23 protein-coding genes and 1 tRNA gene are annotated in these 19,961 nt (G+C 55.2%); 15 read left to right on the top strand and 9 right to left on the bottom strand.

Annotation, left to right across the window (positions count from 1 at the left end):
• Positions 1-122: 122 nt before the first annotated feature.
• Positions 123-788 (bottom strand): cyclic nucleotide-binding domain-containing protein, encoded by a 666-nt coding sequence (locus AC2TDA_RS18310; RefSeq protein WP_480880176.1) that lies wholly within the window; start codon positions 786-788, stop codon positions 123-125.
• A 209-nt stretch (positions 789-997) separates the two neighbouring features.
• On the opposite strand from AC2TDA_RS18310, the gene AC2TDA_RS18305 reads away from it, so the two are divergent.
• The 3 genes from AC2TDA_RS18305 to AC2TDA_RS18295 all read left to right on the top strand — a co-directional run bounded on the left by AC2TDA_RS18305 (position 998) and on the right by AC2TDA_RS18295 (position 5,438).
• A complete protein-coding gene (locus AC2TDA_RS18305) occupies positions 998-2,572 on the top strand; it encodes a lysine--tRNA ligase (protein ID WP_480880174.1) in 1,575 nt (524 codons plus the stop codon).
• A 48-nt stretch (positions 2,573-2,620) separates the two neighbouring features.
• Positions 2,621-3,022, top strand: coding sequence for a DUF4864 domain-containing protein (locus AC2TDA_RS18300; RefSeq protein ID WP_480880173.1), 402 nt, complete (start codon positions 2,621-2,623; stop codon positions 3,020-3,022).
• Positions 3,023-3,152: 130 nt separating this feature from the next.
• On the top strand, positions 3,153-5,438 hold the full coding sequence (locus AC2TDA_RS18295; RefSeq protein ID WP_480880171.1) for a glycosyl hydrolase family 28-related protein: 2,286 nt from the start codon (positions 3,153-3,155) through the stop codon (positions 5,436-5,438).
• A 38-nt stretch (positions 5,439-5,476) separates the two neighbouring features.
• On the opposite strand, the gene AC2TDA_RS18290 is transcribed toward AC2TDA_RS18295, so the two are convergent.
• Positions 5,477-6,139: a hypothetical protein gene (locus tag AC2TDA_RS18290; protein WP_480880169.1), complete on the bottom strand. Its 663-nt coding sequence runs from the start codon at positions 6,137-6,139 to the stop codon at positions 5,477-5,479.
• 150 nt (positions 6,140-6,289) lie between these two features.
• Here AC2TDA_RS18290 and AC2TDA_RS18285 point away from each other — a divergent pair, with 150 nt between their 5' ends.
• The gene (locus tag AC2TDA_RS18285; RefSeq protein ID WP_480849010.1) at positions 6,290-6,616 is read left to right on the top strand and encodes an antibiotic biosynthesis monooxygenase family protein; all 327 of its coding nucleotides are present in this window, start codon (positions 6,290-6,292) and stop codon (positions 6,614-6,616) included.
• Positions 6,617-6,681: 65 nt separating this feature from the next.
• The gene (locus tag AC2TDA_RS18280) at positions 6,682-7,089 is read left to right on the top strand and encodes a universal stress protein (RefSeq protein ID WP_480849011.1); all 408 of its coding nucleotides are present in this window, start codon (positions 6,682-6,684) and stop codon (positions 7,087-7,089) included.
• 11 nt (positions 7,090-7,100) lie between these two features.
• Here the strand turns inward: AC2TDA_RS18280 and AC2TDA_RS18275 are convergent, their stop codons facing one another.
• On the bottom strand, positions 7,101-7,583 hold the full coding sequence (locus AC2TDA_RS18275; protein ID WP_480849013.1) for a HugZ family pyridoxamine 5'-phosphate oxidase: 483 nt from the start codon (positions 7,581-7,583) through the stop codon (positions 7,101-7,103).
• Between AC2TDA_RS18275 and AC2TDA_RS18270 the strand changes: the two genes are divergently transcribed.
• The 4 genes from AC2TDA_RS18270 to AC2TDA_RS18255 all read left to right on the top strand — a co-directional run bounded on the left by AC2TDA_RS18270 (position 7,565) and on the right by AC2TDA_RS18255 (position 9,554).
• On the top strand, positions 7,565-8,074 hold the full coding sequence (locus AC2TDA_RS18270) for an excalibur calcium-binding domain-containing protein (protein WP_480880167.1): 510 nt from the start codon (positions 7,565-7,567) through the stop codon (positions 8,072-8,074). The two genes, AC2TDA_RS18275 and AC2TDA_RS18270, sit on opposite strands and share 19 nt — an antisense overlap.
• Positions 8,075-8,225: 151 nt before the next feature.
• Positions 8,226-8,516: a hypothetical protein gene (locus AC2TDA_RS18265; protein WP_480849016.1), complete on the top strand. Its 291-nt coding sequence runs from the start codon at positions 8,226-8,228 to the stop codon at positions 8,514-8,516.
• A gap of 75 nt (positions 8,517-8,591) precedes the next feature.
• Positions 8,592-9,155, top strand: a complete 564-nt coding sequence (locus AC2TDA_RS18260) for an NYN domain-containing protein (RefSeq protein ID WP_480880166.1) — start codon at positions 8,592-8,594, stop codon at positions 9,153-9,155.
• A 45-nt stretch (positions 9,156-9,200) separates the two neighbouring features.
• The gene (locus AC2TDA_RS18255) at positions 9,201-9,554 is read left to right on the top strand and encodes an MmcQ/YjbR family DNA-binding protein (RefSeq protein ID WP_480880165.1); all 354 of its coding nucleotides are present in this window, start codon (positions 9,201-9,203) and stop codon (positions 9,552-9,554) included.
• Here the strand turns inward: AC2TDA_RS18255 and AC2TDA_RS18250 are convergent.
• The 5 genes from AC2TDA_RS18250 to AC2TDA_RS18230 all read right to left on the bottom strand — a co-directional run bounded on the left by AC2TDA_RS18250 (position 9,551) and on the right by AC2TDA_RS18230 (position 14,138).
• Positions 9,551-10,258: an ORF6N domain-containing protein gene (locus AC2TDA_RS18250; protein WP_480880164.1), complete on the bottom strand. Its 708-nt coding sequence runs from the start codon at positions 10,256-10,258 to the stop codon at positions 9,551-9,553. The genes AC2TDA_RS18255 and AC2TDA_RS18250 overlap by 4 nt on opposite strands.
• 94 nt (positions 10,259-10,352) lie before the next feature.
• Entirely contained in the window at positions 10,353-10,664 is a 312-nt protein-coding gene (locus AC2TDA_RS18245; RefSeq protein ID WP_480880163.1) for a PIN-like domain-containing protein, read from the bottom strand.
• Positions 10,665-10,907: 243 nt separating this feature from the next.
• Positions 10,908-11,333, bottom strand: a complete 426-nt coding sequence (locus AC2TDA_RS18240; protein ID WP_480880162.1) for a hypothetical protein — start codon at positions 11,331-11,333, stop codon at positions 10,908-10,910.
• 56 nt (positions 11,334-11,389) lie between these two features.
• Positions 11,390-13,576 carry an excinuclease ABC subunit UvrB gene (uvrB, locus tag AC2TDA_RS18235; protein ID WP_480880161.1) on the bottom strand — a complete coding sequence of 729 codons (2,187 nt, stop codon included), beginning with the start codon at positions 13,574-13,576 and terminating at the stop codon, positions 11,390-11,392.
• 82 nt (positions 13,577-13,658) lie between these two features.
• A complete protein-coding gene (locus AC2TDA_RS18230; protein WP_480849027.1) occupies positions 13,659-14,138 on the bottom strand; it encodes an SRPBCC family protein in 480 nt (159 codons plus the stop codon).
• A 178-nt stretch (positions 14,139-14,316) separates the two neighbouring features.
• Between AC2TDA_RS18230 and AC2TDA_RS18225 the strand changes: the two genes are divergently transcribed.
• The 3 genes from AC2TDA_RS18225 to AC2TDA_RS18215 all read left to right on the top strand — a co-directional run bounded on the left by AC2TDA_RS18225 (position 14,317) and on the right by AC2TDA_RS18215 (position 15,217).
• On the top strand, positions 14,317-14,628 hold the full coding sequence (locus tag AC2TDA_RS18225; RefSeq protein ID WP_480849028.1) for an ETC complex I subunit: 312 nt from the start codon (positions 14,317-14,319) through the stop codon (positions 14,626-14,628).
• Between the two features lie 14 nt (positions 14,629-14,642).
• Positions 14,643-15,179, top strand: coding sequence for a GNAT family N-acetyltransferase (locus tag AC2TDA_RS18220; RefSeq protein ID WP_480880357.1), 537 nt, complete (start codon positions 14,643-14,645; stop codon positions 15,177-15,179).
• Positions 15,141-15,217: transfer RNA gene (locus tag AC2TDA_RS18215), tRNA-Arg, on the top strand. The genes AC2TDA_RS18220 and AC2TDA_RS18215 overlap by 39 nt, the downstream gene beginning before the upstream one ends.
• A 900-nt stretch (positions 15,218-16,117) precedes the next feature.
• Here AC2TDA_RS18215 and AC2TDA_RS18210 read toward each other — a convergent pair.
• On the bottom strand, positions 16,118-17,038 hold the full coding sequence (locus tag AC2TDA_RS18210) for a LysR substrate-binding domain-containing protein (protein ID WP_480880160.1): 921 nt from the start codon (positions 17,036-17,038) through the stop codon (positions 16,118-16,120).
• 123 nt (positions 17,039-17,161) lie between these two features.
• Between AC2TDA_RS18210 and AC2TDA_RS18205 the strand changes: the two genes are divergently transcribed.
• Genes AC2TDA_RS18205 through dctP form a run of 3 tightly spaced genes read left to right on the top strand, consistent with a single transcriptional unit; the run spans position 17,162 to position 19,957 of the window.
• Positions 17,162-17,641, top strand: a complete 480-nt coding sequence (locus AC2TDA_RS18205; RefSeq protein WP_480880159.1) for a TRAP transporter small permease — start codon at positions 17,162-17,164, stop codon at positions 17,639-17,641.
• Positions 17,634-18,932, top strand: a complete 1,299-nt coding sequence (locus tag AC2TDA_RS18200) for a TRAP transporter large permease (RefSeq protein WP_480880158.1) — start codon at positions 17,634-17,636, stop codon at positions 18,930-18,932. The genes AC2TDA_RS18205 and AC2TDA_RS18200 overlap by 8 nt, the downstream gene beginning before the upstream one ends.
• Before the next feature lie 35 nt (positions 18,933-18,967).
• Positions 18,968-19,957 carry a TRAP transporter substrate-binding protein DctP gene (gene dctP / locus AC2TDA_RS18195; RefSeq protein WP_480880156.1) on the top strand — a complete coding sequence of 330 codons (990 nt, stop codon included), beginning with the start codon at positions 18,968-18,970 and terminating at the stop codon, positions 19,955-19,957.
• Positions 19,958-19,961 lie beyond the last annotated feature (4 nt).

Raw genomic sequence — 19,961 nt, 5'->3', positions numbered from 1 at the left:
GACTTGGTTGGTGCGCACACGGGTCTCACTTGCCACTTGCCAATACCGTTAAAATGACAGGGCTGACCGGCAACAGTGTCCCAATCTATCTAAAATTCGCGTTCTGATCTATCTAGGCAGGTTCAAAGCAACTGCGCTCTTGCGGTCTGCAAGAAACGTGAGACTTCCAGCCCAAGACGGGATTCTATTGCAATTTGCAGTTCGGAATTCTGTGCAAATTCAGCATTTAAATCTGGCAGGTTCCAAACAATGATGCGTGATGGCTTTTTGGTGCGTACCGTGACAGGTGCAGTGAAGTGTTCGTCATTGCTCAGCAAGGCGGTGCCTCCGAGAAAGCGACCCTCGCCAAGTGTGTCCATTGGAGTGCCGTTCATTTCGACGCTGACTTCGCCGTCGGCAATGAGCGAAAGGTTGCGAACGTTTTCACCTTGTTGGAGCAGCGTAGTTCCCGTTGGAACCGATTTGCTGACACCCATCCGAAGAAGCTTGAAGGCCTCCGGTTCACTAAAATTTCGGAGGGCCAGTTCGTACAGTCGTCGTTCTTCTTCGGTAAACGGCGGAGGGCGGCGTTCCAACAAAAGGCGGGCAACCCAGTATATATTAATTGCCATGAAAAACAGGTTCCATCCAATCGGTGCCCATAGCGGCGTGCTTTGGAGATAGTAATAGGGCAACAGGATAACTGCGCCGACTATCGACAAGATACGTAGCCAAAGAATGTCTTTTACAGAGTAAGACAACAGATAAAAAACGTTCGCAGCGTTGACCAGCAGATCTAGTCCCAACATGTCTTTGCCCCATCCATGATGTACAGACGCCGACCACCGTAAAACACATTTAGAAATGGGCAAGACAAGTCCACTGTCACGGAAATAGTGGTAGACATGTGGCGAAAAGAGCCGTGCTTTATTGACTCATGCTGCATGAGCACAATAGGAGAAGCCGGGTCGGTTGCATGGGGTAGCTGGCACTGTTCCCCCGATGGAGATCAAATCAAATGTCTGAACTGCGTGAAACCGCGATGTCGTCCAAGGCCTGGCCTTTTGAAGAGGCGCGCCGGTTGCTCAAACGCTACCAAAAAGGCGCTCCGGAGAAGGGATATGTGTTGTTCGAGACCGGATACGGTCCTTCCGGCCTGCCGCATATCGGAACATTTGGCGAAGTCGCGCGGACCACGATGGTCAAACGCGCGTTCGAGTTGTTGTCTGATATTCCGACCAAGCTGATTTGTTTCTCGGACGATCTGGACGGGATGCGCAAAGTGCCCAGCAATGTTCCAAACCCGGAGATTCTGGAACAACATTTGCAGCGCCCGCTGACTTCGGTGCCGGATCCGTTTGGCGAATATGACAGCTTTGGCGCGCATAACAACGCGATGCTGCGTCGGTTCCTCGATACCTTTGGGTTCGAGTATGAGTTCTACTCGGCTAAGGAATTCTACGAGTCCGGGCAGTTTGATGAGGTCCTCAAGCGCGCGGTTGAGCGCTATGACGAGATCATGGCGATCATGCTGAAAAGCCTGCGTGAGGAGCGTCAGCAGACTTATTCGATCTTCCTGCCGCTGCACCCCGAAAGTAGGCGGGTCATGTATGTGCCAATGAAAAAGGTCTGCGCCGAGACCTACACTGTCACATTCGACGACGAGACGGGCAAAGAATGGACCGTTCCCGTCACCGGCGGCAACGTGAAGCTGCAATGGAAGCCGGACTTCGGCGCGCGCTGGGCGGCACTGGGTGTCGATTTCGAGATGTACGGCAAAGAGCACGCCACGAACGAAAAAATCTATGACTCGATCTGCCGGGCTCTGGGCGGTCGCGCGCCGGAACATTTCTCGTACGAGTTGTTCCTGGATGAGAATGGTCAGAAGATTTCGAAATCGTCCGGTAATGGCGTATCAATTGACGAGTGGCTGACCTATGCGCCGACCGAGAGTCTGGCATACTTCATGTATCAGAAGCCAAAGACGGCCAAGCGGATGCATTTTGATGTGATCCCGAAGGCGTACGACGAATATCATCAGCAACTGAGGGCCTACCCGGGGCAGGAGTTGAAGGCGCAGTTGAATAACCCGGTTTGGCATATTCATGGCGGAAACGTTCCGGAATCAACACTGATCGTGCCATTTGCGATGCTACTGAACCTAGCATCTGTTTCGGGCGCGGAAGACAAAGAGGCGCTATGGGGTTTCATCCGCCGTTATGCACCGGAGGCTACCGCGGAAAGTCACCCCGACCTGGATCAGGCGGCTGGATTTGCAGTGCGTTACTTCAACGATTTCGTCAAACCGACCCGCAAGCATCGCGCACCGACGGACCAGGAACGTGAAGCATTGGAAGCGCTGAAAGCTGCGTTGGAAACCTATGACGGGCCGATCGAAGACGAGGCACTGCAATCTGTGGTATATTCCATAGGGCGCGAGCGATTTGACCCGATGCGCGGCTGGTTCACAGCGCTCTACGAAGTACTGTTGGGCGCATCCCAGGGGCCTCGGTTTGGCGGGTTCATCGCGCTATATGGCGTGTCCGAAACCATTTCGCTGATTGACAAGGCTTTGGCCGGGGAACTGGCCTGATTTGACCTGATTACGCATGGGGCTACTCTTCCTTCAGGAGGTGGCCCCATGCGTCGTTTTTTACTTGCAGTGTCCGTGAGCATCGGATTGGCCTCGGGGGCGTTTGCCCAGAACGCCGAGATTGAGGCCAGCATCGCGGCGCAGATACAAGCCTTTAAAGCGGATGATTTTGCGACCGCCTTTACCTTCGCCAGCCCCAACATTCAGCGTCTGTTCCAGAACCCCGAGAATTTTGGAGATATGGTGCGAAATGGGTATCCTATGGTTTGGCGACCCAGCGATGTGCGTTTTCTGGAATTACGCGAGGTTGCCGGAGCATTGTGGCAAAAGATCATGATCACCGATGGTGGTGGCCGGGTGCATATTCTGGACTACCAAATGGTGCGGCAAGGCGGCGGCTGGAAGATCAACGGTGTGCAAGTACTTGGGAATTCGGACCCCGCCGCCTGAGGCAACACCACCGTAACGGAGGTATGAGCAGCGGTTAATCCCTTTTCGGTATTCAAACTTTCGCGCTCGGGAATTGCCCGGGCCTTGGGTTTTGACGCGCGTAGCGGGCGCGATTGGGAAAGGGATATCAATGAACAAGGCAATCACCGACGGTATCGTGTTTATGCCGCCTGCTTTCGCAGATGGTCTGGGCGTCTGGTCTAGTGGCGACGGGACGCCAGGTTCTCCGACATATGACGGGTCGGGCACCGGCGTGTTTGTGCCTGCGGACGCGGATTTCGGAGGGTGTCTCGAGGTTTTTAAGTCCAGCCCCACCCAGCAGCTGCGCTTTATGGGTCAAACAGTTTTGCTGCCCGGCTGCTACATTCAGGTCAAGGCTCGGGTCAAGGCGATCAGCGGCCCGCTTCCGTCTGTCCGAATTGCTGGGTGGGCTGGGGGCGCGGGCGACGTGCATGTCTCCGGGGTGGTCGAACAAGGACCGGTGACACAGCTTTCTGGCTATGGAACGGTGCACGAGATTTCAGCCATTATTGGCACCGGTCGTCGGGCTGGCGTTGACATGTCGTGGGGACCGTCCGCCATTTTTGGTCACTTCGGGATCGACATCGAGGGCACTAACGGCGCCGTCGTGCGGATCGACGATATCGTTGTCACTGACATTACATCGGTTTTCCTGCGCGACATGATAGGAGTAGTCGATGTACGGGATTTCGGTGCGGTTGGTGACGGTGTTGCAGATGACACAGCAGCGTTTGAAGCTGCGGATCAGGCCGCGAATGGTCGTCGGGTTTATGTACCGCAGGGTAGTTTTCTACTGAACCAGAACACCAGCATCGGATCGGAGATTGAATTCGACGGCACGGTCACAATGCCTGACGACAAGATGCTGTTGCTGACCAAGAGCTTTGATCTGCCTACCTATATAAACGCTTTTGGGGACGAAACTCTGGCATTCAAAAAGGCGTTTCAGGCGCTGCTGAACAATTCGGACCATGAATCGCTGGACATGTGCGGCCGCAAAATATCGGTCAGCGCGCCAATCGACATGCAAGCCGCTGTGCCCAACCGCACGGGCTATTCCACACGCCGGGTGGTGCGCAACGGACAGTTCGATGTCAAAAGCAGTTCGGCCTGGGATACCGAAACTTTCACCTCGGTCGCGACGTACAACCCCAACACCCCATACAAGCTTTCGAATGTCGCAAATGTCGTGAACATTCCTGTCGGCTCGCTGATTACAGGCAGCGGCGTCGGGCGCGAAATTTATGTGCGGTACAAAAACGACGTTTCCGGAGAGATAACGTTGAACGCCCCGATTTATGACGCAGCGGGAACTCAGAACTTCACGTTTACTTCCTTCAAATATCTGCTGGATTTCAGCGGTTTCAGCGCGTTGCAGAAGTTCAACATGGAAGACATCGAGTTCCAGTGCAACAGCCGTTGCAGCGCAATCCGCTTGTCCCCAGGGGGCAATACCTTCGTTCTGAAGAACTGCTTTGTTAGCCGCCCAAGGGATCGCGGGATTACCTCAACTGGTGCTGGTTGTCAGGGGATGTTGATCGACGGTTGTCAGTTTCTGTCGGCAGAAGAAAGCCTGAATGTTTCGGCGCGGCGTTCAATTGCGCTCAATTCCAATGCCAATGACGTCAAGCTGCGCCACAACCGTGCCTCCCGGTTCCATCACTTCGCCGTTCTGGGCGGTGACAACAATCTTGTGTTAGGCAATCACTTCTTCCAGGGTGACAGCGTTCCCAACGGTGTGCGCAACGCGGGTTTGGTGATGATCGGTGGATACAACAGTTCGTCCATAGCCGAGAATTACGTGGATAACTGTTTCATACAATGGACTAACGAGCGTGACCCCAAACCCAATTTCACTTCCGGGTACTCTTTCAGCGCAATGAGCGTCACGGACAATATCTTTTATTCCAGCAACGTCGCCCCTTGGTTCAGCTATTTCGTTATCCGCCCATACGGAACCGGGCATTTCCTGAACGGGTTGACAGTGACAGGGAACAAGTTCCGTACAAATGCAGGCAATATCGACCGGGCTGAACGGGTGGATACTTCCTTTGCGGGCCTCAACCCCGAGCGGTTCTTCAATGTAACTTTCGAAAACAACACGTTTCATGGGATAACGAAGCATACTGCAAACCCGCTGAGAATCCGCCACTCACAAAACTCGACGTCGTCCGCCTGGACAATCAGTTCTCAAGGGCGATTGCCATTCGGCGGCAGGGCACGTGCATGTGACGCGGTGGTTCCTCTCGGCCCACTGAAGACTGTGTTGAACACTACTCGGTACACGGCGTCATATGTCGAGGTGAAGCAGGGCTCTAATCAGGACGCTATACGGCTACGGTGGCCCGAGTCACTGAAAGGCACGGTTTGGGCCACCATGCGCGTCGAAAACTGATAAAACCAGGCGCCGGTCGTCATTGGGTGGCCGGTGCGCTAATACATGCTCCACAGTGCAAGCTTGATGCCCAGGTCATCGTGCGCTTCGTTGCGTTCAACCCCCAGAATCCACGTCGTTTTGCCAGATTTTGGGCGGTACATGACAGAAGGGCGCGTGCTCCAGTAAAGGGGACGGCCCGGAGTATAGGATGTTTCTATCTGGACCAGCGGATCAAACCTTCGTTTCGAGGTTAATCCCACTGTCAGATCAAGCTTGCGGATCAACGCTTCGTGCGTGCGGTATTCCAGCGCCGTGTCGATTGCAATCCAGCCGCCGCCCCAGCCGGTTTGAATTCCTCTGCCATAGGACAAGGTTGCCTTGTACATCGCCCAGGTACGATACCCCTGATGGTGTGCACCCACCCCGAATTCGGCCGCGAGATGACCTGGCGTGCCGAATTCCGCGATGGGGAACCGCGCAAACACCAGGGCGTGCCCAAAAAGGTCTTGATGCTCTTCCGCATCCAGCCCAAGCGTGAGCCGAGGTCGAATTCCCCATTCGGCGTATAGCGATGCCTTGTATTTTATTGCTTCGTCGGCTTCTTGAAAGGCTGTGACGGAAGCAGCCGTGAACACCTTACCATCCTCTCGTAGCCAGGCGCCGGGCCAAGCAGGTGCGCTCAGTAGGCACATCAGCAGTGTCACAATCAGGCATCTCATGCGGGCAGCATCGGCTAGCATGGTTAACGGATGGTTAGTTTATTCCTCGTTTCTGGAACGAAATTGTGCCTTTGCATCAGACTTTTGCAATGAAACGGGTTGCGTTTTCAAAAGCTGTGTTAGGCTTGGTTAAGTAAAAGGAGAAGCCAGATGCCTCACATTTCGAAAAACAGCAGCAGTCAGACCGTCATAACAACATTCGAGATGACCCCGGGTACTTGTCAGGACCTGTTGGAAGCGCTGACCGACGCGTACGCGTCTTTCATTTCAAAGCAACCGGGTTTCATTGCGGCAGGACTGCACGTTAACGATGCACAGACCCGAATCGCGAATTATTCCCAGTGGGAGCGGCGTGAAGATTTTCTGGCCATGCTGCGTACCCCTGAGATGCGCGAGCGTAATCGCAGGGTTAATGAATTATGCAAAAGCTTTGAGCCCGTCATGTACGATGTCGCTGAAACATTTGGAGAATCCTGACCTAGATCAAGGCCAGCAAGCCCATTGCGGTTCAGTTTAGGTTCGTAATGACGGAGGCGCAAAACATGTACCACAACATCCTTGTTCCAATATCATTTGATGCCGAGAGAGACATCTCGGCACCACTGAAACTTGCGCAGCTGTTGGCCACGCCGGACGCGAAAGTCACTCTGCTGCACGTGGTCGAGCATATCCCCGACTATGCAATTTCCTATATGCCGGTCGAGTATCTGTCCGAAGCTCGGAAGGCCATACAGACCGAGCTGGACAGTTTGGCAGCACAGGTCCCTAACGCGATAGGGCTCGTGGTCGAGGGGCATTCAGGGCGTACAATTCTGGATTGGACCGAGGCCAACAACCCGGACCTGATAATCATGGCATCGCACCGACCGGGGATGCAGGACTTGCTGTTGGGCTCCACGGCAACCCATGTTGTACGTCATGCAAAATGCGCGGTGCATGTCGTGCGCTGATCCGGAACGGATCAGAAATCGCCAGGCGACAGTCGCCAGGCTTTGCCGAAACCGCCGTTGAGCAAGCCATCGCTGACATCGAATCGGACAAAGCCGAAATCGGTGAAATCGATGTACAGCCGCGCCTTTGGCCGCATGGACAAATAGCGCGAGCGCAAGTCTGCATGATCTCGCGAATTGCGCTCGACCATGTTGGCGGTGCAATGCAGGGTCAAACGCGGATGGGTTAACGGATCGCCTTTGTCGCCGGGTGCCCCGACCAGCAAGGAACAGGCCGGGTCGGCTTGAAGGGCGCATGTGTGTTCTGCCAGAGTCGAAATCAGGGAAATAGGTTGGTTTAACTCGTCCGTGGCCAGAGCAATCCGGGTTACCGAGGGCGTCGTGGTTTCGGGTCTCAAAACTGCCAGCGCTGCATATTCGGCGTTGGCAATCAGATCGCGTGCGATGGTGCGGGCCGTGTCGTCTACAGGTTGAAATGGATCGGATCGTTTCACTGCTTGCCCTCGAGTTGCGTCATCCCGATGCCTCGGCTTTGCCACATAGTTGGTGTATCGCCAAGCGCATGAAGTTCAAGACTACAGAAGACGACGGCCAGATTCCAACCCAGCGCTCCGCAGGGCGGCACCGGCGAGCGGACGCGCTGCGCAGAAGGGCGTTATCACCTATTCGCATTTTGTTTATGGTGCTCTGTCTGCCTGTGACGACCGCGATTATCGCAACTGGCGTTTTTTTGAGGGTCACCGATTACGACCGTCACGAAGCCGTAGTTCATTTGGTAGCGCTGGCTGGATGCGACGCGGCGCAGGCCATAGGTCTTGGCCCGTTTCGTGAGGGTCAGGCGGGATACCACACGCGCAACGATCCGGACGGCGATGGTGTGGCCTGCGGAGCTTTCGTAAAGAAAGGTGTTTCGAGCGCTCCTGTTGTGCCCACGCAGCCAACTACCAACCGAACCGTCGGCAGTGCAAAATTCGTGCGACCCTGACCGGTCTTTCGGGAAGGGCGGCATTTGGGGTGCTTTGCTGCTCTGTGACCTACATCTCTGAACTTGAGTGGGCTTTATGATATGACCCGGTTGGTGGGCGCGCTTTCGCCGCCCGCCACAGGGCGCTTGTGCCCAACGAGGGAGGAATACCATGTTTGCACGTGTAACTCAGTTCAAGATGAAGCCAGGCACGCGTGAGGCGGCGACGGCAAAGATGAACGAACTGAAAGACCAGATCATGGCTATGCCCGGCATGCACTGCTTTACCAATGTGATGAACGAAGACGGCACTGGTTACGTAATCTCGGTCGTCGAAAGCGAGGCGACTTCGAACGCGAATGCGCCCAAAGTGGCCGAGTTGTGGGGGCATTTCGCAGAGTTCATGGAAGGCCCGCCAACACCTGCTGGATTCGACGTGATTGCCCATTGGGATAAAGGCTGAGGCACGGTCGATAAGCTGTGCCTGAATTGTGTCTAGGGCCTTGCGGAACACTCTGAAGTTGGTAGCAATGCGCTTATGCGATTTCCTTCTATTCTTCTGTCGATTTCCACGACTGTAGTTGTCTGGTCAGTTCTTAACTTTGGCGCAATCCTCACACCCCCGCTGATTATCGCCGCATTGGGTGTTTGCGTTGGGATCGCTCTGCTGCTGCGGGCAATAGTCAGGCGGCGACCCTGGCCTAATTGGGTCGTCGTCGATGGCTCGAACGTGTTGTATTGGAACAATGACACGCCTTCTCTGGGGGCGGTGCGGGTGGTGATCAAAGAGCTGATGTCACTTGGGTTGACGCCAGTTATCTGGTTCGATGCAAATGTCGGCTATTTGGTCAGTGACAGATATATGGGCCCGGACAGGCTTGCGTCGGCATTGAAATACTCGTCGCGGTATATTTTTGTGGCGCCGAAGGGCACGCCCGCAGATCCTATGGTGATCAAGGATGCGCGGGAGCTGAACGCGCAGATCGTGACCAACGACCGGTTCAGAGACTGGGTCGAACAGTTCCCACAAGTGCAGCAACAAGATCTGTTTCTGCGTGGTACTGTGCAGGGCGGTGCCGCAACGATTGATATTGCGTCTTGACGGCGAACGCATACTTATCGGCAAACACAAGGATTGAGTGGCTCAATGACACGAGAGGAATTCAATACTTTCTGTTCCGGCCTCAGGGCTACCAGCCATGTCGTGCAGTGGGGCAATGCGGATGTGTGGAAGGTAGGCGGCAAAGTCTTTGCGATCTGTGGGTGGAACGACGGGAAAGACGCCTTCACCTTCAAGGCCACCGATCTGGCCTTTGAAGTGCTGGGCGGCGAACCCGGCATCCGCCCAGCGCCCTATCTGGCGTCGCGCGGGATGAAATGGCTGCAGGTCTATGATGAACGCGGCATGAACGATGCCTCACTGCGCGAGCATATCATCACATCGTATGATCTGGTCGTGGCCAAGCTGACCAAAAAGATAAGGGCAGAGTTGGGGGTTTAACCCTTCATCGCGTGCAGCAACTCCAGCAATTGCTTCCGGTCATCATCATCGGTGTAGTTGCCGGTCGCCAGGCGCTCGGCTATGTTCAGGCGCAGGCGTTCGTGCTGGGTGCGGACTTCTTCTCCGGCGGTTTCGGCGAGGGTCTTCATGATCACCGCCACCGCCTGCTGACGCTTGGTGGTGGGGTTGGCAATGTAGTCGACAAGGCTCTGCTGCCCGGAATCGAGGATGTTTTCGGCCAGATCGCGCAGCTGATCCCCATTGGGCAGCAGAGAGGCGGGGGCGCCCTCGGGCGGCAGGATTTCCGGCAGGTTGCGCGGGGTCTCGGCCAAGGCATTTGCGCCGTCGACAAAGGCTTCGGTGATCATCCGAGTGATCCTGATCGCGCGCGGGTCCTTGAACAGGGCCGAGGCGATGGCCACCCCGTAATCGGTATAGACCCACGGATTGACCCGCCGCCCACCGCGGCCCTTGGGTTTTGGAATCACATTCTGTGATTGCAAATCGGCGACTTCGGCATCGGTCAGCTGAAAGCGGTAATCCTCGAACAGGTCCTTGTTGCGCGAGACGGCCTGATTGAAGGCGCTGACGGATTTCCCGTAGAACTGCGCCAGATCCTCGGCCAGCACCACGCGGGTACCGCGCACCCGGTGAATAGCGCTTTGGACCTCATGCGTGGAGGGGAGGTTTTTTTGGTTCGTCATGGCAACCGTTTGGAATCACAATTTGTGATTTCAAACGTGGAGGAGAGAGCGCTGGGCTGCAAGGTTGAAGTGTAGGTCGCTCTAAAGTCGAATTTTACAAAGATTTAAACTTCGACCTGTTCTCAGGCAATTGAAACAGCCCGCTTTTTACCGTGGATCTTTGCAGGAGAATTTTATCCCAGTGCCACAAAATTGCAGCTCTTTCCGCTTTCTTTTTACTATTTTGAAGGTCTTTTGAAACAACGATCCAATCGCTGCCGAGCCTATTGAAATAATCAATATCAGAGATGTTCTTCGGAAAAACATCCCGCAGTGCGAAGGCCTCATGACTGTCGACTTTGATCAGTTCATGAAGCGACCGAGCAATGCAAGGTGGCATGTTATGGTCAAAAAGTACTTTAACCATTTGCCTCGTCTAAACTGCGCTCGAACTTAATGCACTTTCGGATAAGTTTTTCCGGCACTTCATAAATCTTTGAAAGATAACTTGTGTCGTTAAACTCACCAAATTCTGTGTAGATTGTGCCCGTCGAAATTCCGAACTCATCTAAAATTGGATCACCAAAATGGCGCGTGGGGTCCAAGACTACATCGGTGTGATTTCTCGGTCGCCACCTTGCTACCACCTCGCCCTCGTACTCCAAGTCATTTAGGGATTGTGAAATGATGTCCTTAAAGACCTTCTGACCGGGTCTTTTTTCGAAAGGCTTACGTATTCACCGTCGTTTTCAATTGCCTCCATGAGAATTTCGGAGCCATCAGTTTTGAACGATTGGGAAGCAAGCGGTCTCTCAATGCCAAACTTGTCTTGGGCAAACGAAATCGCAAACCTGATGGATTGTAGGGATACATTTGCGTTTCGCATCGCCGCAACAACGCGGACTTCAATCAAGTCCAAAAAACTAATCTCGGTAATGTCATCATCCAAAAACTGATAATGCGCATTCCAAAGCGGCAGGTGTGGTCCGCTGCCGCGAGTCCAGCGTAGAACCTGCTGCACGTTGGTTCCAACCAAACGCGCTGCCTCCCGAGGCGTGTAAACACCTTGTCCTAGTATCGCATGGTCAAGCGGCATCAGCGTCCTCCTGTAGGTTATCTAGCCCGGAAATTGCTACAGGGGAATCCAGTAATTTATCTTTTCCGCCGCTTCACATTCCCACCCCGCTGCCCCGGCCTGCCCGCCGTTGACCGTCCGCGCGATTTCACCGCGTCTTCCGAGGCTTTCTCAACCGCCCATTGCCGCGCCATGGGGTCGTCGGCGACGGCCAGATCGACCGCTTCCAGACGTTTGATCTCATCCCGGATATTGGCGGCCTCTTCGAATTCCAGGTTCTCGGCGGCTTTGCGCATCTGCTCGCGCAACCCGTCCAGATGGGCCTCGAGGTTGGCGCCGTGCATCGGTTTGTCGATGGTGGCGGTGACGCGGTTCATGTCGACGTCGCCTTCGTAGAGACCGGCCAGAACGTCCTCGACATTCTTCTTCACCGTCTCGGGGGTGATGCCGTGTTCCTCGTTATAGGCAAGCTGTTTGGCGCGGCGACGGTTGGTTTCATTCAGCGCGCGTTCCATGGAACCGGTCACCTTGTCGGCATACATGATCACCCGGCCATCAGCGTTCCGCGCGGCGCGGCCGATAGTCTGGATCAACGAGGTCTCTGATCTCAGGAAGCCCTCTTTATCCGCGTCCAGAATGGCGACCAGCCCGCATTCGGGGATGTCGAGCCCCTCGCGCAGCAGGTTGATGCCGATCAGCACGTCGAAGGCCCCCAGCCGCAGGTCGCGCAGGATTTCGATCCGTTCCAGCGTGTCGATGTCCGAGTGCATGTAGCGCACTTTGATGCCCTGTTCATGCAGGTATTCGGTCAGATCCTCGGCCATACGTTTGGTCAGGGTGGTCACCAACGTGCGGTAGCCGTCGGCTGCAACCTTGCGTACCTCGTCCAGCAGATCATCCACCTGCATCGAGACGGGGCGGATTTCGACTTCGGGGTCCAGCAAGCCGGTGGGGCGGATCACCTGTTCGGTGAAGACGCCGCCGGTCTGTTCGATCTCCCACTTGGCCGGGGTAGCCGAGACAAAGACGGATTGCGGGCGCATGGCGTCCCATTCCTCGAACTTCAGGGGCCGGTTGTCCATGCAAGAGGGCAAGCGGAACCCGTGTTCGGCCAGCGTGAACTTGCGCCGATAGTCGCCCCGGTACATGCCGCCGATCTGCGGGACACTCACGTGGGATTCATCAGCAAAAACGATGGCATTGTCGGGGATGAATTCGAAAAGGGTAGGGGGCGGCTCACCCGGCGCACGGCCCGTTAGATAACGCGAGTAATTCTCGATGCCGTTACAAACTCCAGTGGCCTCGAGCATTTCTAGATCGAAGTTAGTGCGCTGTTCCAGGCGTTGGGCTTCCAGTAGTTTACCCTCGCCGACCAGTTGGTCCAGCCGTATGCGCAGTTCCTTTTTTATGCCGATGATCGCCTGCTGCATTGTGGGTTTCGGCGTCACGTAGTGCGAATTTGCATAGACGCGCACTTGCTCCATCGTGGCGGCGCGTTCGCCAGTCAGCGGGTCGAATTCGGTGATCTGTTCCAACTCCTCGCCGAAGAACGAGAACTTCCACGCGCGGTCTTCTAGGTGGGCGGGCCAGATTTCCAGACTATCGCCGCGCACCCGGAAGGAGCCGCGCTGAAACGCCTGATCGTTGCGGCGGTATTGCTGGGCCACCAGATCGGCCATCACCTGCCGCTGGTCGTATTCGTTGCCAACCTTCAGGTCCTGCGTCATCGCTCCGTAGGTTTCCACCGAACCGATCCCGTAGATGCAACTGACGGAGGCCACGATGATCACATCGTCCCGCTCCAACAGCGCTCGCGTGGCCGAGTGGCGCATCCGGTCGATCTGCTCGTTGATCTGGGATTCTTTCTCGATGTAGGTGTCCGACCGGGCCACATAGGCTTCGGGCTGGTAATAGTCGTAGTAGGAGACGAAGTATTCGACCGAGTTTTCAGGAAAGAAGCCTTTGAACTCGCCATACAATTGCGCCGCCAGTGTCTTGTTGGGCGCAAGAATGATAGCGGGGCGCTGAGTTTCCTCGATCACCTTGGCCATGGTGAAGGTCTTGCCGGTGCCTGTCGCGCCCAGCAGCACCTGATCACGCTCTCCATCAAAGACACCGCCGGTCAGTTCCTTAATAGCCGTCGGCTGGTCACCCGCGGGTGCAAACTCGGTATGCATAATAAACTGCTTGCCGCCCTCGAGCTTCAGGCGCGCGCGAACGTCATCGGCGGTCAACTGGGTTTTGTCGGAATGGGCGTAGGGCATGGGTTGGCTCCGGGGTCAGGCCTCTACATTTGTTCTTATTTTGTCCACTTGCAAGGCCTGATCCGGCTTGGAAACTGCAGTTTCAATAATAGGCAAATTGGCCGTCAGGAATTTGTTCCGAATGCACCTTTTCTGCGAGCGCTTTCAGGTTGCCATCCAATACCCGGCCCATCATCGCCTTCAACAGTGTTTGCCCAATCAGCCAACCCAAGGGGCCGTACTTCATCTGATAATCCATACTCCAGATGACCCGTGAATGGCTGTTTGCAAGCGGTTCAATGGCGATGGCTGCGTGTGCTTCGGTCAAAGGCATTGCCGACATCTCGGATAAACGAACGCGATAGCCTCGGTTAACTCGCCACTCTGTGACTTCTTCGACAAGCGAGGTTCCGTTCTCAAAATGGCAGCGCCGTTTTGATCCGATGCCAATTTGAGCATTAGTCAAAGCATCCACGGATTTTACTTGCGGTGCGAATTCGTCGATATGCATGAACCGACTCAGAATGGCCCAGATGGCATCGGGCTGAGCATCTATTTCCAAGCTTCTTTTGTAGTGGATCATCTTTTTGTCCTCATCCTGGGGGAGTGCATTTCATAAATGACCCTGATGACAGTTTCTGGCATTAGAAGAGTTGCGCACTGCCTGAACGGCAGTTTCAGGGCCGCGACAATTGCCACCTTGTCCCGGCTCGCGCCCTGACGCATAAACAAGCCCAGCAACGTGAGTACGGAGAGGCGAAATGCGCGCACGGATTTACCAGCCCGCAAGAAATGCGATGACTTCTGGGATGGCCAAGACCCGCAAGTGGGTTCTGGAATACGCCCCTGCATCGGCGCGCGAAGTTGATCCACTGATGGGCTGGACCTCTTCCAAGGACACGCAGACTCAGGTGCGCCTGAAATTCGATACCAAAGAAGAAGCGCTGGATTATGCCAAGGACAATGGCATCGATGCGCTGGTCAGCGAACCGCATAAGCGCAAACCGAATCTACGGGCGCGCGGGTATGGCGAAAACTTCGCCACCGACAGGCGTGCACCCTGGACTCATTAATCGAGAATTGTTGAATGATCGAAATTCGCGAGGCTGATCCCACATCGGACGCGCTGCGCCCGGTGATCGAATCCCATTTTATGCATGGCGAAGCCGCAGGCCCTGCTGAAAGCAACCACACTTTGGACGCCGAATCTTTGGCTGACCGGGATATTCAGTTCTGGGCAGTTTTCGAGGATGAAAAAGCACTGGGTTGTGGTGCGCTCAAGGTTTTGCCTGACGGGACGGCTGAGGTGAAGTCTGTGCACATGCTGGCCCAGGCGCGCGGACGTGGTCTGGCGCGACAGATGATGTCACATCTGGCGGATCTGGCACATAGTGAAGGTGTTTCTGCACTGGTTTTGGAAACTGGTGCCGCGCACCTGACCGAGTATGACGCGGCCCGTAAGCTCTACGAGGCACTGGGTTATTCTTATTGCGGGCCGATTTATGGGTACGAAGCCGATCCGAACAGCGCCTTCATGCGCTTGGCACTTGAACCTCGCCCCCAAAAGCAGCAAGAAGGGCTCAGCGGTCCCGTAGCTCAACTGGATAGAGCAGCTGACTTCTAATCAGCAGGTTGAGGGTTCGAGTCCTTCCGGGATCGCCATTTTTATCAATGAGTTATGTGGCATCTCAAGGTTTTTGCGTTTTGTCTGGCTACCACCAGGCTACCACCGTTTAAGATTTCGCGCGATTATTGGCAGTCAGATCGGGTATCAATCCATCCCCGCGCCCCGCAGGGGCAAGTGGCTCCGTCGCACCAACTCGGCAGAGTTCAGGCTCCATGAAAGGCAAGGGACGCTCCTGCTAGGTCGGCGGGTGATCAACGCCCCCTGAGCACAGATTATTGCGAGGTAGCTTCAAATTGCCTGTAACTTTTGAAACTCTGTTATCACTACATTTAAATTATTGTTTTCACTTACTTATATTGGCTCTACTTGGTTACAAAAGGAGTTACAGATATTTCGATCCGTTACGCATAAGTAATTGATTTTATTAGATAAGAGGTTTCGTAACCCCCCCTTAAACTTGACACGCGAAAAATCTCATTACCTCCGCCGGTCCCTTGCTTAGCGCCCCGAGCTTTTCATGCCCCCCAACCCATGGGCTTTTTTCCATGACGCTGGCCGTGCGAAAATAAAGGCATACCCGCCGGTTAAGGTAATTGGGCACTAAAAATAGCAAACCCCGGTAGGTGGCTGAAATCCCCAATAGAAAGATTAAATTTCGGGGTCCTTGATTATTCAAGGCAATGTGCCACCTCGCCTCCGGTCGAAGGCTGGATATTTGTGCGCGACAGAGCCACTTGCCCATGCCGGGCGCGGGGAAAGAAAGTAAGCGTTACTCTGGCAACCTACCTCGCCCCTTAACCCGACGTTGACAGATCATCCTATCACGAGATGCTGCGCCACGTCCGAGGTCCGCTTAGCGGACGAAGCAGACTTTCGCTGCAGCTGCACCAAAGCCCGGTTGTGGAACTTGCCATTGCTTTGGTGTGGAACCGAACTCACGGCAGAATGTTTGCTTTCATTGCGTGTATGTCATCAGCCAGTTTCTGGCCGAAGTTCTGAGTTATCAGAGACGCCGGGCGATGTGCGGGGGTGAGAATTGAAACACTGCTGCTGATTCTCGGGCTAAAGCGGCGAAATACGATACCACCGGTACCGTGCAGGGGATCGTTGCAGCTAAAAGCTGTAATCAAATCGCAAATCAAATAGCATAGGCCCGCTTGGACAAACTGTAACCCAGGTAAGAATGTCCGCAACTCGAACCTACGCTCAAAACTTTTTCCGGTATTCTTAAAGGCAGCAGAGGTCTGTAGGTATGTCGGATGCTCTGAGAAAAGTGTTGCCAGATTTGCGCCATCCAGGTCTTCTGTTGAAATCAGGGATTTTGCAGCCAGCGGGTCCGAAGAGGGCATGGCACAAAGGCATTCCAGGTCGAAATCCTTCTGATGAATTGATTTTCGTGGCTCAGGTGTTTCGGTAAACCCGAGATCGTATTGCTGCGAGGCGATCAGTTCCTCTATGACTTTGGACGAGCGCATCATCAACGACGCCTTGATAGCGGGCTTGTCTTGCAAAAACTGGCCGAGAACACTTGGCATGAAGAACCCTGATGCAGCTGGGTGGCAAGCGACGCGCAGGCGTCCACGCTTCAGGTTCGATATTTCCTGCAGAGTGTTCTTGGACTGTGTAAGCCGCGACAGGACGGCCTCGGCCTCTTCCAAAAAATAATGCGCTTCGGGCGTCGGTGTCAGCCGGCCATGCTCCCGTTCGAACAGCCGAAATCCGATCTCATTCTCCAGGCCCGCAATCATCGCGCTGACCGACGGTTGCGTGCGTCCGAGCGTACGCCCGGCTTCGGAAATGGACCCAGTGCGCAGCACTTCGCGAAATGTCGTGAGTTGACGGATTGTCAGGTTCATGTGGTTCATCCCATTTCAGTCCATAGAGGCAAACTATGGATATAACGTAATTTCCAATTTGCTTCTATGGAAGAAGAGAAAGTAGGTACGACGACGACGGACAATCACGTCGCGAGGGGGGAAATGGAGCGTTTCGTAAAATACCTGCTGACCAGCATCATTTGCATCGTGGCCTTGGGCCAGTTTGTTCAGGTCATTACCCGCTATGTGCTGCAAATACCGGTGATGGGGCTTGAGGAAACCATGGCCTACCCGGCGCTGTGGCTCTACATCCTTGGGGCGGTAAACGCCTCGCGGGAAAATACCCATATCCGTGCAAATGTGCTTGAAATCTTCCTGAAGACCCCGCGCCAGCACGTCATTCTGGCGATCATAGGCGAAGTGATCAGCCTGATTGTCGGGCTCTGGCTGCTGAGTTGGTCCTGGGAATTCACCCGCTATTCCTGGCGCGTCTGGAAAGAGAGCCCGACGCTCTACATTCCCACATTTTATGCCGAGGTGGCTCTGACCATCGGTCTGACGCTGATGATGATCTACACGGCGATCCATCTGGTCCGCCACATTCTTGGATATGATACTGACGAGGAGATTCACCTTGGTTGAAGTCGCCCTGCTTGCCGTCGCTGTCCTGGTGATCCTGCTGACCCTTGGAGTGCCGTTGCCCTATTGCTTCGGTGGTGCGCTGATGGTGATGTATTTCATCGGCGGCGCCACTATGAAGGGCAACATGCTCTGGGGATTCCAGCAACTTGGAAACCCGATTCTGCTGGCCATTCCGCTATTTGTTCTGGCCGGATCCATCATGAGCGAAAGCGGTATTGCCGCCTCTCTGCTGCGCTTCGTCAGTGCCTTTATCGGCCACGTGCGTGGCGGTTTGGGAGTCGTGGCGGCGGTCAGCTGTGCAGTGATCGGGGCGATCTCGGGGTCCGGCCTGACCGGCATCGCGGCGATCGGACCGCTGTTGATCCCGGAAATGGAAAAGCGCGGCTATCCCCGCGAATACGCGACCGCTCTGATTGCCAATTCCTCGATCCTTGGTTTGCTGATCCCACCCTCGGTCACCATGATCATCTACGGCTGGGTCACCGACACCTCAATCCTCGCCTGTTTCCTTGCGACGCTTGGGCCGGGTCTGTTCATCATGTTCAACTTTTCAATGGTGAACCTTTGGATGTCGCGCAAGTTCAACCTGATCCTGGATGAAAAACCCACGTTCAGCGAACTCAGCAGCGAGGTTGCCAAACGCGGCGTTCACGCCTTCCCCGCACTGTTGATGCCGGTAATCATCCTGGGCGGAATCTATGGCGGCATCATGACCCCGACCGAAGCTGCCGCTGTAGCAGTGATCTATGCAGTGCCCGTCGGGTTTCTGATTTACAAGGGGCTCCGTTGGGAAAACTTTCTGATGGCCGGTAAGGAATCCGCAACCGCCGTCGGCGCGATCCTGCTGATGATCCTGTTTTCGATGATCCTGAGCCAGATGTATGTGATGGAAGGCATCCCGCAGGCACTGGTCGCCTCGGTTTTCGAGATCACCGACAACAAGGTTCTGCTGCTTATCCTGATCAACATTATGCTGTTTCTGGTCGGCATGGTCGTGAACGACGTGACCGCGATCATCCTGATCGCGCCGCTGCTCTTGCCGCTGATGAATGCCATTGGTGTCAGCCCGGTGCAGTTCGCCGCGATCATGGGGGTCAACACCGCGATGGGGGGAGTGACGCCGCCCTATGCTTCGATCCTCTATCTCGGGGCGCGGATCGGAAACGTGAAGGTCACCAAGGTGATCCCGCCCGCGATGATCCTGATCGTGACCGGTTACGTGCCCGTGGTGTTCCTGACATCGCTCTGGCCGGACCTATCGCTCTTCCTGCCCAGACTCTTTGGCTACTGATCTTGAACCAACTAAACCCAAACGGAGGAAACCCAATGAAACGCATGAAGAATACTGCTGCAATCGGAGCGCTGATGGCGCTGTCGACCACCGCGATGGCGGCTGATCTGAAGATGAGCCATGTACGCCCGCAAGGTACGACGATCGACGTCGAGCTGAACGCCTTTGCCGCCGCCGTGGACGAAGCAACCGGCGGTGACGTCAACGTCAAAATTTATGCCGCCTCGGCGTTGGGCGACTATACAACAGTGCAGGAACGAATCTCGGTCGGCGCGGTCGACATGGCGACCCAGCCGGCCGCCGCCGCCGCAGACCGCAAGATGCAGATCAGTTCATTCCCCTATCTCGCCGGAAACTGGGAACAAGCCCGTGCGATCTACGGCCCTGGCGGCGTAGTGCGTGAAACCATGGATGGGCTTTACGCCAAGCAGGACATCACCATGCTGGCCGCCTATCCGGTTTACTTTGGTGGCATCGCGCTCAACACCAACGCAGTGTCGCCGGGCGACCCGTCGGTCGATAACGGCATCAAGGTGCGGGTGCCCGGCATCAAGAGCTTTCAGCTGACCGGCGACGCATTGGGCTACATCCCTGCACCTATCCCGTTTTCCGAAGCCTTCACGGCGGTGCAAACCGGCGTTGTTGACGGTGTGATCGGCTCGGGTGCCGAAGGCTACTATGCCTCGTTCCGCGACGTGACCAAGACCTACATCCCGGCCAATACCCATTTCGAAGTCTGGTACATGATCATCTCGAATGAATCCCTTGCCGGCCTGGACGCCGAGGATCAGGACACGCTGAAAGCGGCCGCGGCAGAATTTGAAGCGACCCGTTGGACCGTGGCGGAAGCCGACCAGAAGGCCAACGAACAGAAACTGGCCGATCTGGGAGCTACCATCGTCTCGCTAAGTGATGCGGAACTGGCCGCAATGTCGGCCAAGGTTCAGGCGGAAGTCTGGCCGGTCGTGCTCGAAGACGTGGGTGTGGAATGGGGCCAGGCGATCCTGGACAAGGTTTCCGAATAAGCAG

The organism is Ruegeria sp. HKCCD6426 (assembly GCF_057221115.1).
This window is presented reverse-complemented; position numbering and strand designations above follow the sequence as displayed.